Source organism: Roseateles sp. AC306 (assembly GCF_979253795.1).
In genome coordinates this window covers 21,569-37,155 of record NZ_CEEDEB010000027.1, presented here as the reverse complement: position 1 = coordinate 37,155, position 15,587 = coordinate 21,569, and the positions used below count along the sequence as shown (strand labels likewise).

14 protein-coding genes and 1 pseudogene are annotated in these 15,587 nt (G+C 69.7%); 10 read left to right on the top strand and 5 right to left on the bottom strand.

Annotated features, from left to right (window positions below; all coding sequences use genetic code 11):
- Positions 1-229 precede the first annotated feature (229 nt).
- From sodC to AC0IZJ_RS27580, 4 genes are all read left to right on the top strand, one after another.
- Complete coding sequence (gene sodC, locus AC0IZJ_RS27595) at positions 230-751, top strand: superoxide dismutase [Cu-Zn] SodC (RefSeq protein ID WP_471855375.1); 522 nt, start codon at positions 230-232, stop codon at positions 749-751.
- Between the two features lie 63 nt (positions 752-814).
- Entirely contained in the window at positions 815-1,216 is a 402-nt protein-coding gene (locus tag AC0IZJ_RS27590; RefSeq protein ID WP_471855373.1) for a DUF1801 domain-containing protein, read from the top strand.
- A gap of 67 nt (positions 1,217-1,283) precedes the next feature.
- Positions 1,284-1,985 (top strand): response regulator transcription factor, encoded by a 702-nt coding sequence (locus tag AC0IZJ_RS27585; protein WP_471855371.1) that lies wholly within the window; start codon positions 1,284-1,286, stop codon positions 1,983-1,985.
- An 11-nt stretch (positions 1,986-1,996) separates the two neighbouring features.
- A complete protein-coding gene (locus AC0IZJ_RS27580) occupies positions 1,997-4,063 on the top strand; it encodes a sensor histidine kinase (RefSeq protein ID WP_471855370.1) in 2,067 nt (688 codons plus the stop codon).
- 16 nt (positions 4,064-4,079) lie between these two features.
- Here AC0IZJ_RS27580 and AC0IZJ_RS27575 read toward each other — a convergent pair whose 3' ends face one another.
- Complete coding sequence (locus tag AC0IZJ_RS27575; RefSeq protein WP_471855368.1) at positions 4,080-4,406, bottom strand: hypothetical protein; 327 nt, start codon at positions 4,404-4,406, stop codon at positions 4,080-4,082.
- A 108-nt stretch (positions 4,407-4,514) separates the two neighbouring features.
- Here AC0IZJ_RS27575 and AC0IZJ_RS27570 point away from each other — a divergent pair, with 108 nt between their 5' ends.
- Together AC0IZJ_RS27570 and AC0IZJ_RS27565 are read left to right on the top strand one after the other, a co-directional pair.
- The gene (locus tag AC0IZJ_RS27570) at positions 4,515-4,895 is read left to right on the top strand and encodes a RidA family protein (RefSeq protein WP_471855365.1); all 381 of its coding nucleotides are present in this window, start codon (positions 4,515-4,517) and stop codon (positions 4,893-4,895) included.
- A gap of 69 nt (positions 4,896-4,964) precedes the next feature.
- Positions 4,965-6,104, top strand: a complete 1,140-nt coding sequence (locus AC0IZJ_RS27565; RefSeq protein WP_471855362.1) for an MBL fold metallo-hydrolase — start codon at positions 4,965-4,967, stop codon at positions 6,102-6,104.
- Positions 6,105-6,111: 7 nt separating this feature from the next.
- Here AC0IZJ_RS27565 and AC0IZJ_RS27560 read toward each other — a convergent pair whose 3' ends face one another.
- On the bottom strand, positions 6,112-7,005 hold the full coding sequence (locus AC0IZJ_RS27560) for a LysR family transcriptional regulator (protein ID WP_471855360.1): 894 nt from the start codon (positions 7,003-7,005) through the stop codon (positions 6,112-6,114).
- A 111-nt stretch (positions 7,006-7,116) separates the two neighbouring features.
- Between AC0IZJ_RS27560 and AC0IZJ_RS27555 the strand changes: the two genes are divergently transcribed.
- A complete protein-coding gene (locus tag AC0IZJ_RS27555) occupies positions 7,117-7,872 on the top strand; it encodes an SDR family oxidoreductase (protein WP_471855357.1) in 756 nt (251 codons plus the stop codon).
- Between the two features lie 6 nt (positions 7,873-7,878).
- Here AC0IZJ_RS27555 and AC0IZJ_RS27550 read toward each other — a convergent pair whose 3' ends face one another.
- Positions 7,879-8,823 (bottom strand): LysR family transcriptional regulator, encoded by a 945-nt coding sequence (locus AC0IZJ_RS27550; protein WP_471855356.1) that lies wholly within the window; start codon positions 8,821-8,823, stop codon positions 7,879-7,881.
- A 120-nt stretch (positions 8,824-8,943) separates the two neighbouring features.
- On the opposite strand from AC0IZJ_RS27550, the gene AC0IZJ_RS27545 reads away from it, so the two are divergent.
- Both AC0IZJ_RS27545 and AC0IZJ_RS27540 read left to right on the top strand, forming a co-directional pair.
- Entirely contained in the window at positions 8,944-9,813 is an 870-nt protein-coding gene (locus AC0IZJ_RS27545; protein WP_471855355.1) for an oxidoreductase, read from the top strand.
- A gap of 77 nt (positions 9,814-9,890) precedes the next feature.
- Positions 9,891-10,226, top strand: a pseudogene (locus AC0IZJ_RS27540) (ribonuclease domain-containing protein); the annotation flags it as partial.
- 194 nt (positions 10,227-10,420) lie between these two features.
- Here the strand turns inward: AC0IZJ_RS27540 and arsC are convergent.
- Together arsC and AC0IZJ_RS27530 are read right to left on the bottom strand one after the other, a co-directional pair.
- Entirely contained in the window at positions 10,421-10,843 is a 423-nt protein-coding gene (gene arsC, locus AC0IZJ_RS27535; RefSeq protein WP_471855354.1) for an arsenate reductase (glutaredoxin), read from the bottom strand.
- A 51-nt stretch (positions 10,844-10,894) separates the two neighbouring features.
- Positions 10,895-12,667, bottom strand: coding sequence for a DUF885 domain-containing protein (locus AC0IZJ_RS27530; RefSeq protein WP_471855352.1), 1,773 nt, complete (start codon positions 12,665-12,667; stop codon positions 10,895-10,897).
- 115 nt (positions 12,668-12,782) lie between these two features.
- Between AC0IZJ_RS27530 and AC0IZJ_RS27525 the strand changes: the two genes are divergently transcribed.
- Positions 12,783-15,542: a polysaccharide deacetylase family protein gene (locus tag AC0IZJ_RS27525; protein WP_471855349.1), complete on the top strand. Its 2,760-nt coding sequence runs from the start codon at positions 12,783-12,785 to the stop codon at positions 15,540-15,542.
- The last annotated feature ends 45 nt before the right edge of the window (positions 15,543-15,587 follow it).

Here is a 15,587-nt window from a genome sequence, read left to right as displayed (position 1 = left end):
GGCGGTCGGGGGGAGCTCTTTGGTTACTTTCTGGCGGACCAGAAAGTGACTCGCCCGCCGGGGCGAAATCCCGGCACCGCACTCACGCGCCATCGCACCGCCACGACGAAACCACCACCAAAAGAGAGGATGAAACCGAACGTCTTGTACCGCCAAGCCGGTACGCCCCACCCGCCAAACTCACCCTACATCGCTATCCTCAACCGCCTCAAACAACCGGGAGAAACCGATGAAATCCACGCTCATTGCGGCGCTCTGCCTGACCGCCAGTTCAATGGCACTCGCTGCCGAGATCACCGTGCCTGTCAGCACCGCCGAGAAGCAGGGCGCCGGCCAGGCGCTGGGCTCCGTCAGGATCGTCGAGACGCCCTACGGCCTGGCCTTCCATCCTGACCTCAAGGGCCTGCCCGCTGGCCTGCACGGCTTCCACATCCACGAGAAGCCGTCCTGCGCACCCGCCGAAACCAATGGCGCCACCGTGCCAGCCGGAGCCGCCGGCGGCCACCTCGATCCGGCCGGCAGCAAGAAGCACGGCGAACCCTGGGGCGACGGCCACCTGGGCGACCTGCCGCCGCTGTACGTAGGCGCCGATGGGGCCGCCACCTCGCCCGTGCTCGGGCCGCGCCTCAAGCTCGCCGACGTGAAGAACCGCTCGCTGATGGTCCACGCCGGCGGCGACAACCATGCGGACCACCCGATGCCGCTGGGCGGCGGCGGCGCCCGCGTGGCCTGCGGCGTGATTGGCGGCTGAACACTTGCCGATGCTCCCGCCTGACGACGGCGGCTCGGCATCGCTTTGTCGCCAGAATCGGCCATGCCCAAGCTGACCCCCGCCGACACCACGGCCGCAGTCGACCAGTTCATGGCCACGATCGATCATCCTTTCAAGCCGGAGATCGAAACGCTGCGCCGGGCGATCCCTGCCGTGGACGCGTCGATTGCCGAGGGCCTCAAGTGGAATTCGCCGAGCTGGCGCACGACCGAGTACTTCGCCACGACACACCTGCGCAGCAAGGCGGGGCTCGCGTTGATCCTGCACCTGGGCGCCAAGGCCCGCGCGCTGCCGGAAGGCGGGCTGCTCGTCGACGACCCGACCGGCCTGCTGAAGTGGCTGGCCAAGGATCGCGCCCAGGTCGAGTTCAGCTCAGCCGCCGACCTCGCGGCCAAGCTGCCGGCGCTGCAAGCGCTGCTGCGGCAGTGGATCACGCACGTCTGAAAGCCGCGCTCCGCAAACGGAAGGTTCCTTCCGCCTGGACCGCGGCGCCGCTCCAGATAATCCCGCCATGCCCCGCATCGCCGTCATCGAAGACGACCCCACCACCAGCGAGCAGCTCTCAGGCTGGATTCGCGCCGCCCGCCCCGAGCTGACCGTCGACCAGTGGTTCGACCGCGACGCCGCCGAGGCCGCGCTGCTGCGCGAGCGATACGACCTCGTCGTGCTGGACATCGAGCTGGGCCGCGAGCGCAATGCCGGCGTGGCGCTGATCAACGAGATCAACAAGCAGGGCCTGGGCACGCCGGTGCTGGTGGTGTCGGCCATGCCGGCAGCCATCTATCGCAGCATCATGAAGGCGCTCGACGCCTGGGACTATCTGCAGAAGACGACCTTCGACGAGGCCGAGTTCGTCGAGACCTTCCTGGACATCCTGCGCACGGCGCGCCTGCGCGAACCTGCAGCAAAAGCTTCGCCCAAGCCGACGGACGACAGCCTGCAGCTCGACCCGCTGAAGCAGCGCACGCCGATGTGGCGTGGCCAGCGCATCAACCTTCCGCTGACGGCGCAGCGCATCCTGGCAACGCTGCATGCGCGCACCGGCGAGGTGGTCAGTTATGAAGAGCTGTTCGAAGTGGTGAAAAGCGGCCGCAACCGCGACAACGTGCGCAAGCATGTGGCGACGATTCGCGACGCCTTCCGCGACGTGGATGCGGCCTTCGACGGCATCGAGAACATCCCGATGCGGGGCTTCCGCTGGACCGGGGCTTGACAGCACGACGGATGAAGCTCGGCCGCGTCGATCTTTCCATCCCCGACATGCCGCGCCTGGGCCTCGCGGCCTTCCGCAACCGCATCGTCTTCCACCTCGTTTTCATCGCGCTGGCGCTGGCCACGCTGGCGCTGGCCGTGGCGCTGCTGAATGAGGAGCGCCAGCGCAATGCGCAGCGCTACGAGCAGACCTTCACCCGGTCGCTGGGCGAAGTCGTCGCGCAGCTGCGCCACCCGTCCGGCCAGCTCGCGCTGCTGAACCCCGAGCCGGCGCAGGTGGACGCCGGCTGGGTGGCGCCGCTGGTGCTGCCCTTCGGCGCCATCGACTTCGACGACGCGACCAAGGCGCAGCGCGCCATCGAGATGGCCGGCTGCGGCCTGCAATACCCCGGCGGCGCCGGCCTGTGCGTGGCGGTGGGCAGCAACGCCTATGCGGGCGGCTTCGTCTACCTCGTGGCCAGCGTGGATGCGCCGCCGCTGGTGTCTCGCGAACGCGGTGCGCTGGACATCGCCGACGTGCACCGCGTGCGCATCAGCGTGAAGCGCGACGGCACGGAGCAGCACTGGCTCGCGCCCGTGGAGATGCTGGATGCGCAGCGCAGCCAGTTGCCCGGCTTTGTCGTCGAAGCAGGCAACGCCGCAACGCTGCCGCGCAAGGCCCGGCCGCAGCGCGACTTCCGCGGCTGGGTCTGGCGCGATGGCCCTTGCCTAAGTGAGACCAGCGAGCCCTGCCCGCGCCGCACGACGGTCTCCATCCGCCTGCCCGTCGAGGCCTTCCGCGAAGCGCTGTTCCGCCCCGGCGGGCCGCAGTGGCCGCCGGCCGACCTGGCCCGCACCGGCTTGCGCCTGGCGCTGCTGGGGCCGGGCGGCGCCACGCTGTTCGACAGCGCCACGCCCGGCGCGCAGCCACCGCTGACGCTGGCCCGCCTGTCCGGCACGCTGGCGCCCGGCGAGACGCTGACGATCAGGCGCGGCAGCACGGTCGTCGCGCTGCTGCAAGGCGCCGATGAGGCCGGCGCGCCGCCCTCGCCCTGGCTGACCGCGCTGATCCAGCGCCTGCCCGCACCGGCCACGCCGCGCCGCCTGCAGGCGCAGGACTGGGTGACGACGCCGGCCGGCCGTTTCGAGGTGACGTTGACGGGCGACCTGCAGGGACTGGACCGCACCTTGAGCGCCAGCGCCGCCCGGCTGGCCTGGCCCGTGGGCGCGATGCTGGCGGCGCTCGGGCTGGCCTGGCTCATCATCGAGATCGGTTTGATCCGCCGCGTCGCCAAGCTGACGAAACGCGCCGCCGCGCTGTCGCATCAGCTGCAGCAGCCCGAGCGCTTCGAGCTGGGCACGCTGGACGTGGCCGACCTGCGCGGGCGCGACGAACTGGGCATCCTGGCCGGCAGCCTGGCAGACCTGCTGCAGCACGCCCGCGACAGCCTGCGCCGCGAGCAGCTGCGCGCCGAGCGCGAGCACGACCAATGGCACGCCGTGGGCCACGAGATCATGTCGCCGCTGCAGTCGCTGATGATGCTGCACGCGGGCGACGCCGACCCGAGCCGCCGCTACGTGCAGCGCATGCAGCAGGCCGTGAAGGTGCTCTACGGCCAGGCCTCACCCAGCGAGGCGCTGGCCGCCGCGACGCTGGCCGTGGGCCGGCTGGACCTGGACGCCTTCCTGCGCCAGGTGGCCGGGAACGCGGCCTATGCGGGCATTGCGGGTGTGACCTATGCGCCAGCCACCGAGCCGGTGTGGGTGCAGGCGGACGAATACCCGCTGGAGGACGCCATCACCCATGTGCTGACCAACGCCGACCGCTACCGCGCCGCTGACACTGCCATCACGCTGGCGCTGCGCGTCGAGGGCGAGCTGGCGAAGGTTGACATCCACAACCAGGGGCCGCCGATCGCCGACGGCCTGCTCGCGAGCATCTTTGACTACGGCGTCAGCGATGCCGAGCCGGAGGACGGCCAACGGCGTGGGCAGGGGCTGTTTGTGGCGAAGACGTATCTGGCCAAGATGGGCGGCAGCATTGCGGCGCGCAATTTGGCGGAGGGCGTGGTGTTCGAGATCGGGTTGAGGCGGGCTTGAGCGGACCGCTGCGAACTCAAGCGCCCTTGCGCACTCGCTCCAGCAACCCGCGCACCGCCAGCTCCGACGTCAGCGACATCTCCAGCGGCGCACGCACCAGCCCGGCGTGGCCGTACTGCAGGTTCTCGTAGACCTCGGCAGCTGCCGGCAGGTGGTCGAGCAGCGCCGGCAGCGCGTTGTGCCCCTGGTGTTCGTTCAGTTCAACCGTCAGCTTCTGCACCACCAACCGGTACTGATGCGGGTCCGCCGCGCGGCCCTGGCCTTCAAGGCCCTGCAGCAGCTGGGACAGCCGGGCGAGGGTCAGCAATTCGGTGGGAACGGTGAGTTGGACGATGGAGGGCATGGGTGTCTTTCGTGAAAGCACTTGCTGAGACCCACATGGCCCTGCCGCCCGGAATTTCAAGGCGGGCCGCCCGCACAATGGCCGGAGCGACAGCCCCGAAGGAGCGCCATGCCCCGCGACATCGTCCACACGCCCAAGGCCGCCAAGCTGCCGCCGACCTACAGCCAGGCCGTCAAGGCGGCAGGCCTGGTGTTCGTGTCGGGCACCGCGCCGGCGGACCCCCTGACCGGGCAGTTCGTCGGCAGCACCGTGCAGGAGCAGACACGCCAATGCCTGACCAACATCGCTGCCATCCTGGAGGCGGCGGGCAGCTCCATGGACAAGCTCGTCAGCTTGACCGTCGTGCTGGCCGACGAGGACGATTTCGCCGGCATGAACGAAGAGTGGCTGCGCTGGTTCCCGGCCGACCCGCCGGCCCGGCAGGGCGCCAAGCTGCCGGTGCGCGTCCCGGGGCTGAAGGTGTCCATCGCCGCCATTGCCGAGGCTTGACGACAAGCCCGCCTTGAAAGCCCACGCGCCGCCGCCACGTTGACGGGTCCGCCTACACCTCGCCCCTCGATGAAATCCCTCGGCAAACGAGCCACCGGCCTCCGCCTCGAACGCATGCGGGCGTCGCCGCTGTACCGCGTGACCGACACGGGCGAGGGCTTCCGCAACCTGCACCCCATCCAGCCCGGTCTGCGCGACACGACCGAGCGGCCGTCGATTGGCGACTTCATCTGCGCCGACGGCCGCCGCACACCCGGCGCGCCGCTGCCGTCGGTCAACCCGCTGGACGCCTGGCTCAAGCCCACCGACACGGGCCTGCGCGCGACCTGGCTGGGCCACTCCACCGTGATGATCGAGATTGACGGTCTGCGCGTGCTGACCGACCCGGTCTGGGGCAAGCGCGCGTCGCCGACCCAGCTGGCGGGGCCGAAGCGCTTCCAGCCCGTGCCGCTGGCGTTGAAGGCCCTGCCCAAGCTCGACGCCGTCGTCATCTCTCACGACCACTACGACCACCTCGACATCGGCACGATCAAGGAGCTGGTGAAGCTGCAGGACGTGCCCTTCATCACGTCGCTGGGCGTGGGCGCCCACCTGCAGGCCTGGGGCGTGCCGCCGGAGCGCATCGTCGAGCTGGACTGGTGGGAGCACTGGCAGGCGCCGGGCGCCGAGCTGCGCATCCATGCGGCGCCGTCGCAGCACTTCTCGGGCCGCTCGCTGACCGACCGCAACGCGACGCTGTGGTCGTCCATCGTCATCGAGACACCGAAGCACCGCGTCTTCTTCAGCGGCGACACGGGCCTGACGAGCGAGTACGCCGCCATCCGCGAGCGCTTCGGTCCGTTCGACCTGGTCATGCTGGAGGTGGGCGCCTTCCACCCGTCATGGGGCGATATCCATCTCGGGCCGGAGAACGCGCTGAAGGCCCTGCAGTACCTGGGCGGTGGGGCTTTCCTGCCGGTGCACTGGGGTACGTTCTCGCTGGCCCTGCACGACTGGGATCAGCCGGCGGAGACGCTGCTGGCGCTGGGACCCAAGCAGGGCGCGCAGCTGCTGATGCCTCGGTTGGGTGAAGCCGTAGAGCCGGCGCATGGGGAAGCGGTGACGCCGTGGTGGCGGGCGGCCGATGCGCCCACGGGCAAGCGTGCGAAGCCGGTGGAACCGGAGAACGCCAGCAAGATGCCGAAGGCGATGCCTTGGCCACTGGACTGAGCCTGCTTCAGCTCGCCCCCGCCATCCGTTCCGCCACCCAATCCACAAACACCCGCACCCGCGACGACAGCTGCCGCGCGTGCGGGTACATCACCGACACCGGCATCGGCGCCGGCCGCCAGTCGGGGAAGACCTCCACCAACTCGCCACTCGCCAGTTCGGCTTCGATGGCATAACGCGGCATCTGCACGAAGCCCAGGCCGGCCAGGCAGCAGACCGGATAGCCGGCGGCGCTGTTGACGGTGACCGGGCCGCGCAGCGTCAGGCTGCGGGTTTCGCCATCGACGATGAAATCGAACGGCAGGATGCGGCCGCCGCTGCCGGCGTAGTTCACGGCGTCGTGCTCGGCGAACTCCTCCAGCGTTGCCGGGACGCCCCGACGCGCCAGGTAGCTGCGGCTGGCGCAGGTCACCTGCGTCAGCAGCGCGACGCGGCGGCCCACCATGGACGAGTCCTTGGGATCGCCCGAGCGCAACACGCAGTCGATGCCTTCGCGAACCAGGTCCACGAGCCGGTCGCCCAGGCCGATCTCCAGCTCGATGTCGGGGTAGCGGGCGTGGAACTCGCCCAGGTAGGGCAGCACGAAGCGCAGCGCCTGCGTGCCCTGCAGGTCCACGCGCAGCTTGCCGCGCGGCTTGAGCTGGCTGGCGCGGAACAGCTCCTCGGCCTCGCCCACGTCCTGCAGGATCTGCTGGCAGCGCGCGTAATAGGCCTGGCCGTCCAGCGTCGGGCTGACATGCCGCGTCGTGCGGTTCAGCAGCCGCACGCCCAGGCGCGCTTCCAGCTGCTGCAAGGCCAGGCTGACCGAGGCGCGCGGCAGCTTCAGCTCGTCGGCGGCCTTGGTGAAGCTGGCCAGGTCGACGATGCGGGCGAACAGGTGCATGGCGTCGAGTCGGTCCATCCGGCACCTCCATTGTTTTGGCAGGTTGGATTGTGATGTCCTGATCAGCGTATTTATCCGAATGCAGCCGATCAATACAGTGGCTTCACCCCACCCAACCGGAGCCGCACCATGAACCCAGCCCACACGTCTTCTTCCCCCGTCGCCATCGTCACCGGCGCCTCACGCGGCATCGGCGCGGCCATTGCGCGGCGCCTGGCGGCGGACGGACATGCCGTCGTCGTCAACTACGCCGGCAACCACGCCGAGGCCGAGAAGGTGGTCAACGCCATCGTCGAGGGCGGCAGCCGTGCCATCGCCGTGCAGGCCGACGTGGCCGCGCCGGACGCCGCCCGGCTTCTGTTCGACGCGGCCACCGAAGCCTTCGGCGGCGTGGACGTGCTCGTCAACAACGCCGGCGTGATGGCCAGCGACTTGCCCCACCTGGCCGACACCAGCGACGCCGCCTTCGACCGCCTGTTCAACATCAACGTGAAGGGCGGCTTCATGGCAATGCGCGAGGCCGCCAAGCGACTGCGCTCGGGCGGCCACATCATCAATTTCTCCACCAGCGTCATCGGTCTGGGCCTGCCGGGCTACGCCGTCTACGCGGCGACCAAGAGCGCCGTCGAGACGATGACCCACATCCTGGCCAAGGAGCTGCGCGGCCGCAACATCACCGTCAACGCGGTGGCGCCAGGTCCGACGGCGACCGCGCTGTTCCTGGAAGGCAAGACGCCGGAGCGCGTCGAGCAACTCGCCAAGATGGCGCCGCTGGAGCGCCTGGGTCAGCCGGCGGACATTGCCGCCATGGTCAGCGTGCTGGCCGGGCCGCAGGGCGCGTGGGTGAACGGCCAGACGATCCGCGTCAATGGCGGCATCGTCTGAGGCCGGTCAACGCCCGAAACGGCGTAGCTCCTGCGCGCTCAGCACCCACTCCGCATTGCCCGCCACGCGCTCCACGACCAGGTCGATGAAGGCGCGCACCCGCGCCGGCTGGGCCACGCGGCTGCCGTAGTACAGGTAGAGGCCGAGGTGGGCGCAAACATGCTCGGTCAACAGCGGCACGAGCTGGCCGCTGCGGATCAACGGCGCCGCGGTGGCGCCGACGAGCTGGCCGATGCACTGCCCCGCCACGACGGCGTTGGCCTCCAGCTCGACATCGTTGGTCATGAAGACCGAAGCGACATCGCGCCCGACGATCTCGCCGCTCAGCAGAAATTCCCACGGCATGGGCTTGCCCGTGCTCGGGTGGCGAAAGCCGCTGCAGCGGTGCTGCGCCAGCTCGTCGATGCTCTGCGGCGCGCCGTGGCGGGCGATGTAGCCGGGCGCCGCACAGACGATGAGCTGCAGCGGCATCAGGTGCCGGGCGATGACACCGTCCCCCGGCGGCGTGCCGGCGCGGAAGCCCACGTCGACACGGTCCGCCACCCAGTCGCCGATGCGGTCGTCGAGCTGCACATCGGGCTCGATATCAGGGTGGCGGGCGCAGAAGTCCTCCAGCACCGGCCACAGCACCGGCAGCATCAGGGAGCGCGAGGCCGTGATGCGCAGCGGCCCGGCGATCTCGTCGCGGCCCTGGCGGGTGCCGTGCAGTGCGCGCTGCAGCGCCTGCAGGCCGGGTGACGCCGCGCCAAGAAAGCGCTCGCCTTCTTCGGTGAGGCTGAGCTTGCGCGTCGTGCGGTGGAAGAGGCGCACGCCGAGATACGTCTCCAGCTGCGTCAGCGCCTGGCTGGCCGCCTGCGGCGTGATGCCCTGGGCCACGGCGGCCTGGCGCAGGCTGCCCAGCTCGGCGGCCTTCGTGAAGGTGGCGATGGCGCGCAGTTCGTTGAAGGCCATTGTCAGGAATCACTTGCTAATCAATGAAGGGATTCTGGGCTAGTTGGCGATCAATCGCCGCCCTAAATTTCGCTCCATCGGCCGACCCCTCCTTTCACCCACAAGCCTTTGGAGCCCTTCATGACCCCCACATCCACTCCCAGCTTCAAGCGCGTCTGGTTCATCACCGGCGCCTCGCGCGGCATCGGTGCGCGCATCGCCGAAGCGGCACTGGCCCATGGCGACGCCGTCGTCGCCACCGCCCGCGATGCCGCCTCAGTCGAGCAGCGCTTCGGCGCCCAGCCCGGCCTGCTGGCCGTGGCGCTGGACGTGACCGACGAGGCGCAGGCCGCCATCGCCGTCGGCGCCGCGCTGGACGGTTTCGGCCGCATCGACATCCTCGTCAACAACGCCGGCTACGGCCTGCTCGGCGCCGTCGAGGAAGCAAGCGCCGACGAAGTGCGCCGGCTCTACGACACCAACGTCTTCGGCCTGCTGAACGTGACCCGCGCGGTGCTGCCCCAGATGCGCGAGCGGCGCAGCGGCCATGTCATCAATATCTCGTCGCTGGGCGGTGTGCAGTCGTCCGCCGGCTTCGGCGTCTATTGCTCGACCAAGTTCGCCGTCGAGGGCCTGACCGAGGCGCTGCATGCCGAGCTGGCGCCACTGGGCATCCACGCCACCGTCGTTGAGCCGGGCTACTTCCGCACGGACTTCCTCGAAAGCCAGTCCCTCGCGACGTCCACGCGACTGCTGGGCGACTACGCGGCCACCGCAGGCGCCGTGCGCGAGCGGGCGAAGCAGATCAGCCTCAACCAGCCCGGCGACCCCGAGCGCCTGGCCCAGGCCGTGCTCACGCTCGTCAATGCGGACACGCCGCCGCTGCGCCTGCCGCTGGGCACGGACACGCTGCGGGTCATCGCCGACAAGCACGCCTTTGTCGAGCAGGAGACGGCCGCGTGGCGCGGCGTGGCGGCGTCGACGGATTTTCCAAAGCTGGAAGCCGCTTGAGTCACAGGAATCGCGGATAGTTCGGGCCGATCACCCGCTCAGTCCGTTCGCCTTCGATCCGCCAAGGAGATGTCCCGATGCCACCGCCCAATACCGTTCCTTACTACGATCAGGCGCTTGAAGCGCACGCCATGCGACAACATGGCCTGCTGGGTCGGGGCGGCGGCATGGGAAATTCCCTATTCGCAATCGACTACGACTCCTTGCCGTACGAGGCGCGCAAGACGATTGATCTGATCGTTAGCGACGGCCCATTCCCATACACGAAGGACGGAACGTCATTCGGCAACTCCTTCCACGATCTACCCAAGGGGCGTTATCTCGAATACACGGTTCCGACACCCGGCGCCACCAACCGCGGGGCCCGACGCATCGTGGCTCGACTGGTCACGGGCCAACTCTTCTTTACGGCTTGCCACTACGAGCGAGTGCAAGTAACCGGCGGAACAAAGATCGAACGGGATGCGGCGCGCTTGACTGCGACCGCCGTGGTGGATGAACAGTGGCGCAATGGCTTTTACATCGTCACCGGCATGGAGCCGACATGCGCGACAAAATCACAAAAGCCATCAAGGCCAAGAGCTGACGCGGCAAACGCCGGCCGTTATCAACGGCGCCTTTTTCCGCTGTCCCGCACGATCTCTCCATCAGACTTGGTGAACGGCGGCAGCGGCCCCACCGGCAACAACTCCAGCACCGCCTCGGACGGCCGGCACAGCGCCGTGCCCAGCGGGGTGACGACGATGGGACGGTTCAGCAGGACGGGGTGCTGCGCGACGGCATCCAGCAGCGCGTCGTCGCTGAGCGCCGGGTCGGCCAGGCCTAGCTCCTCGAAGGGCGTGCCCTTCTCGCGCAGCAGCGCGCGCAGCGGTTCGCCGGTGGCAACGGCCAGCGCACGGATCTCGTCGCGGTTGGGCGGCGTTTGAAGGTACTCGACGACGCGCGGCTCCAGACCGGCGTGCCGGATCAGCGCCAGCACATTGCGTGAGGTGCCGCAGGCCGGGTTGTGGAAGATGGTGATGTCAGTCATGACGCATTGCGCTGCGGATCGTGGCCGGCATTCTCTCCACCACACAGGCGCTCAGTGCGACTGCGCGGCAATCCAGGCATCGATGCGTTTCTCCAGCACCGCCAGCGGCAACGCGCCTTCGCCCAGCACCTGGTCATGGAAGGCCGCGAGGCTGAACTTCGCAGCCAACTTCTGCTCCGCGCGGCGGCGCAGTTCCTGGATCTTCAGCGCGCCGATCTTGTAGCCAAGGGCCTGGGCGGGCCAGGCGAGGTAGCGGTCGATCTGCGACGTGGCCTGCTGCTCGTTGGCGCCGGTCACGTCCTTCCAGTAGGTGAGTGCGCGCTCGCGGCTCCAGCCTTGGGCGTGCAGGCCGGTGTCGACGACGAGGCGGGCCGCGCGGGCGATCTCCAGGCGCAGCTCGCCGGCGTAGGCCACGGGGTCGGCGTACAGGCCCAGCTCGTGGCCCAGCGTCTCGGCATACAGGGCCCAACCCTCGCCGTAGGCAGTGATCCAGATGCGGCGGCGGAAGTCGGGCAGCGGCATCTCCATCTGGCGGCCCAGATGGAAGTGGTGGCCCGGCTGGGCCTCGTGCAGGTAGAGCGCCGTCATCGTCGTCACGGCATAAGCCTTCGGGTCGGTGATGACGACCCAGAACACGCCCGGCGCGCTGCCGTCGGCCTGGCCGACGTTGTAGTGGTCGGACGCTGTCTCGCGCGTCAGCTCGGGCTCGGGGCGGATCTCCATGGCCATGCGCGGCTGCTGGCCGAAGAGCTTGCCCAGCTGCGGCGTCACGCGGGCATGCAGGGCGCGGTAGTGATCCAGGATCTCCGCCTCAGTCTTGAACGGCCGAAAGCGCGCATCGGCGCGCGCCCAGGCCAGCAGGCCGCCGTTCTTCAGCGGGTCGCCGGTGTAGCCGAGCTGCGGCGCCAGGCGCGTGATCTCGCCCTGGATGCGCGCGACCTCCTTCAGGCCGAGTTCATGGACCTGCTCGGGCGTCATGTCGGTCGTCGTCTGCTCGCGCACCCATTGGCGGTACCAGGCGCGGCCGTCGGGCAGGGCCGTCCAGCCGATGGCGTCCCGGCGCGCGGCGGGCAGGTAGTCGGCCTCGACGAAGGCGACCAGCCGGCGCAGCGCCGGCGCAGTGCGCTCCGTCCATTCACGGCGGTAGGCCTCGACGAGGCGCTCGCGGTCCGCGGCAGCGACACTGGCCGGCAGCTTGTGCGCCGGCGCGGTGAAGGCGCTGTGCTCGGCGTCGGCCTCGGCCAGGCTCCTGAGCAGCGGCAGCGTGGCCTCGACGACGGGCCGCGACTGCACGACGCCGCGCTTCAGGCCCTCGCGCATGTTGGCGACGGCCTGGTCGCACCAGGCGGACAGCTGCTCCACGCGCTTCAGATAGGCCTCGACCTGCGCCGCCGTCTTCAGCGGCTGGCCGCCCTCGCCGCTGGAATAGAAGGCCAGTTGCAACGGCACGGCGTCCATCTGGTGCAGCGGCAGCAGATGGTCAGAAAAGCGCTCGAAGGCCAGGCGGGCGCGCAGCTGCTGCTCCAGCAGCTCGCGGTTGAGCCGCTCGGCCGGCGGCAGGCTGCGCGCGGGCAGCGCGGCCAGCTCCTTCAGGAAGCCACGCCAGGCCGCAAAGCGCTTGGCGCGCTCGGCCGGCGCGATGCCCATGCCCAGCTGATCGTCGAAGCGGTTGTCACCGTTCTCGGTGGCCACCAGCGGCTCGAAGCGGGCGCGGGCGTCGTAGTAGCGTGTGGCCAGGTCGGTCAGGCGCTCGGCCGGCGTGGCCGCGTGGACGGGGGCGAACAGGCCCAGGGTGAGGGCCAGGGTCAGAGCTTGCAGGCGCATGGTGAAACAGGGCGGGGCTCGGGAGATTCGCATTCTGCAGACCGCTGCGGACACCTGCTGTCAGCAGCTGTAGCAGCCCCACAATCGCGCCGCCGCTGACTTGAACCGCTCGCCGATGCGCCTGCCCACCGCCCCGCGTTCCCTTGCCCTGCCCCTGCTGCTGGCCGCCGCGTTCGCGCTGCCGGGTTGCAAGCGCGTCGCCGATGTGCCCGCTGCGCTGCCCGCCGCCTCGGCCGTGCAGGACGCGAGCGCGACGGCGCAGCTGCGCCAGGAGGCTGACGGCCTGCTGGCCCTGCACCGCCAGATCATCGTGCTGATGGACGGCGAGGCCGCGCTGCCGCCGGCGCAGCGCCGCGAGGTGCAGTCGCTGGGCCAGCAGCTCTTCCACGAGCTGCTGCAACGCCAGCAGCGACTGGCCGATGCGGCACTCAAGCCCGACGCGTTGGAAGCCACGGCTGCGCTGCTGACCCGCATTGAAAGCGAACCCAGCTGGTTCGACGCGGACCGCCTGGCCTTCAAGGAGGTGCTGGGCCAGCTAGCTGCCGGCCTGAAGAACGCGCAGACGCTGGACGGCATCAAGCTTTCGCGCCGCGCGCAGGACGACCTGGATACGCTGGCCGAGGTGGAGAAGGCCTACGAGCAGGAGCTGAAGGAGGTCTTCGGCGGCTTTGCCAAGCGCGGCATCGAGCTCAAGCGCGAGCGCTGGACGGACTACGTCGCCAAGCTGCGCACGCTGCACACGCGCGAGGCGGTGCTGAAGCAGTACGGCGCGCAGCTGCCGGCCGCGCAAGACCTGGCGCCGGAGCCGCCGGCCTCGGCGGCATCAGGCGCCATGCGTGGTGCGGCGGCCAAGGACCGCGAGGTCTTCGGCGACAAGCTGCCGCCCAAGACGCTGCTGCTGACCTTCGACGACGGCCCGCATGGCCGCTACACGGACGAGATCCTGGACATCCTCAAGCGCTACCAGGCGCCGGCCGTGTTCTTCCAGCTCGGCCAGAACCTCGGCAAGGTGGATGCGGCCGGCGAGGTGCAGCCCGGCAAGGGCAGCGATGTTGCGAAGCGCGTGCTGGCGGCCGGCCACCAGTTGGCCAACCACAGCTTCACGCACGGCTTGATGAGCAAGTTCGAGTTGGTGCGCGTAAAGGAAGAGGCGTCGCGCACGGAGGCGCTGCTGGACAAGGCGGGGCGCAGCGGCGATGCCTTGTTTCGCTTTCCCTACGGCGCCCGCAACGACGGCGCGCTGACCACGATTGAAGCGCTGAAGCTGCGCTCGATGATGTGGAACGTCGACTCGCTGGACTGGAGCGACCCCATCCCCAAGAGCATTGCTGCGCGCGTGCTGGCCGAGCTGGACAAGCAGCAACGCGGCATCGTGCTCTTCCACGACATCCACGCCCGCACCGTGCAGGCGCTGCCGCTGGTGCTGGACCAGCTCGCCGCCGAGGGCTGGCGCTTCGCGAGCTGGAAGGACGGGCAGTTCGTCGTGTCTGCCGAGCGCGTCGCCCCGCCACCGCCTGCGGCCGGCGAGCTGTACCGCGACAGCCATGCGCTGGTCATCGGCATCAACCAATACGCGGCCTGGCCCAAGCTCTCGCACGCGGTACGCGACGCGCAGGCCGTGCGCGAGTCCCTCGTCACGCGCTTTGGCTTCAAGGCCGACAACGTCACGCTGCTGACCGACGGCCAGGCCACGCGCGCCAACATCCTGAAGGCGCTGAACGAGCGCTTCGGCGACGCCAAACGCGTGAAGCGCGACGACCGCGTCTTCGTCTTCTTCGCCGGCCACGGCAGCACGCGCAAGCTGCCGAGTGGCCGCGAGGTGGGCTACATCGTGCCGGTGGACGCCGGCCTGAACGACCTGCAGGCCGACGCCATCGCCATGCCGCAGCTGCAGGAGGTGGCCGAGGCCATCACGGCCAAGCACGCGCTGTTCGTCATCGACGCCTGCTACTCGGGCCTGGGCCTGACACGCGCCGGCTCGGCGGCGGCGGACAGCAACTTCGCCCGCACCAATGCGCGCCGCATCGGCCGCCAGATGATGACCGCCGGCGGCGCCGACCAGCAGGTGGCCGACGACGGCCCCGGCGGGCACTCGGTGTTCACCTGGACGCTGCTGCAGGCGCTCAACGGCAAGGCCGACCTGAACGGCGACGGCCTCATCACCGCCACCGAGCTGGCCGCCTATGTGGCGCCCGCCGTGTCGGCCATCGCCCACCAGACGCCCGCCTTTGGCAGCCTGCCGGGCAGCGAGGGCGGCGAGTTCATCTTCGAGCTGCCGACTGCGCAGGAGCCGGGCCTGAGCGGCGCCGTGGCCCAGCTGGACGACAAGGCCAGCCAGTTCGCCGCCAAGCTCGACGAAGCCAGCACGGCCGGCCGCCAGGTCGCCGCTGCCACCAGCGGCGCGGCCAGCGCCGTGCAGGTGACGATCAAGGGCCTGGACGGCAAGGACCAGGCCCTGGCCGCCACCACTGCCCGTGCCGACCCCGGCGCCCGCGTGGCGGCGCAACGCGCCAACGACCGTGGCCTGCAGCTCTACCGCGAGCGGCGCTATGACGACGCCGAAGCCGCGTTCAAGGAGGCGCTGCAACTGCAACCCAAGTTCGCGCTGGCCGCCAACAACCTGGGCTTCGTGCTGTACCGGCGCGGCAAGGCGGCTGAGGCAGCCGTGTGGTTCGAGAAGGCCGTCGAGATGGACGGCAGCCGCGCACTGGCCTGGCTCAACCTCGGCGACGCCCGCCTGCAGGCCGGCGACGAAGGCAAGGCGGCGGCGGCCTACAAAACCTTCCTGGAGCTGGCGCCCAAGCATGCAAGGGCGGCAGAGGTGCAGGGGTGGATTGCGAATCCGTCGGAAGGGACGCGGCCGAAGCCAAGTTGACACGCGACAATTGACTCGCGCGCCAGCCATTCATACCAAGAATCT

What these genes read in the sequence shown, in the direction of transcription:
- sodC (WP_471855375.1), top strand. Translation starts at nt 230, where the DNA reads ATGAAATCCACGCTCATTGCGGCGCTCTGCCTGACCGCCAGTTCAATG.
- AC0IZJ_RS27590 (WP_471855373.1), top strand. Translation starts at nt 815, where the DNA reads ATGCCCAAGCTGACCCCCGCCGACACCACGGCCGCAGTCGACCAGTTC.
- AC0IZJ_RS27585 (WP_471855371.1), top strand. Translation starts at nt 1,284, where the DNA reads ATGCCCCGCATCGCCGTCATCGAAGACGACCCCACCACCAGCGAGCAG.
- AC0IZJ_RS27580 (WP_471855370.1), top strand. Translation starts at nt 1,997, where the DNA reads ATGAAGCTCGGCCGCGTCGATCTTTCCATCCCCGACATGCCGCGCCTG.
- AC0IZJ_RS27575 (WP_471855368.1), bottom strand. Translation starts at nt 4,406, where the DNA reads ATGCCCTCCATCGTCCAACTCACCGTTCCCACCGAATTGCTGACCCTC.
- AC0IZJ_RS27570 (WP_471855365.1), top strand. Translation starts at nt 4,515, where the DNA reads ATGCCCCGCGACATCGTCCACACGCCCAAGGCCGCCAAGCTGCCGCCG.
- AC0IZJ_RS27565 (WP_471855362.1), top strand. Translation starts at nt 4,965, where the DNA reads ATGAAATCCCTCGGCAAACGAGCCACCGGCCTCCGCCTCGAACGCATG.
- AC0IZJ_RS27560 (WP_471855360.1), bottom strand. Translation starts at nt 7,005, where the DNA reads ATGGACCGACTCGACGCCATGCACCTGTTCGCCCGCATCGTCGACCTG.
- AC0IZJ_RS27555 (WP_471855357.1), top strand. Translation starts at nt 7,117, where the DNA reads ATGAACCCAGCCCACACGTCTTCTTCCCCCGTCGCCATCGTCACCGGC.
- AC0IZJ_RS27550 (WP_471855356.1), bottom strand. Translation starts at nt 8,823, where the DNA reads ATGGCCTTCAACGAACTGCGCGCCATCGCCACCTTCACGAAGGCCGCC.
- AC0IZJ_RS27545 (WP_471855355.1), top strand. Translation starts at nt 8,944, where the DNA reads ATGACCCCCACATCCACTCCCAGCTTCAAGCGCGTCTGGTTCATCACC.
- arsC (WP_471855354.1), bottom strand. Translation starts at nt 10,843, where the DNA reads ATGACTGACATCACCATCTTCCACAACCCGGCCTGCGGCACCTCACGC.
- AC0IZJ_RS27530 (WP_471855352.1), bottom strand. Translation starts at nt 12,667, where the DNA reads ATGCGCCTGCAAGCTCTGACCCTGGCCCTCACCCTGGGCCTGTTCGCC.
- AC0IZJ_RS27525 (WP_471855349.1), top strand. Translation starts at nt 12,783, where the DNA reads ATGCGCCTGCCCACCGCCCCGCGTTCCCTTGCCCTGCCCCTGCTGCTG.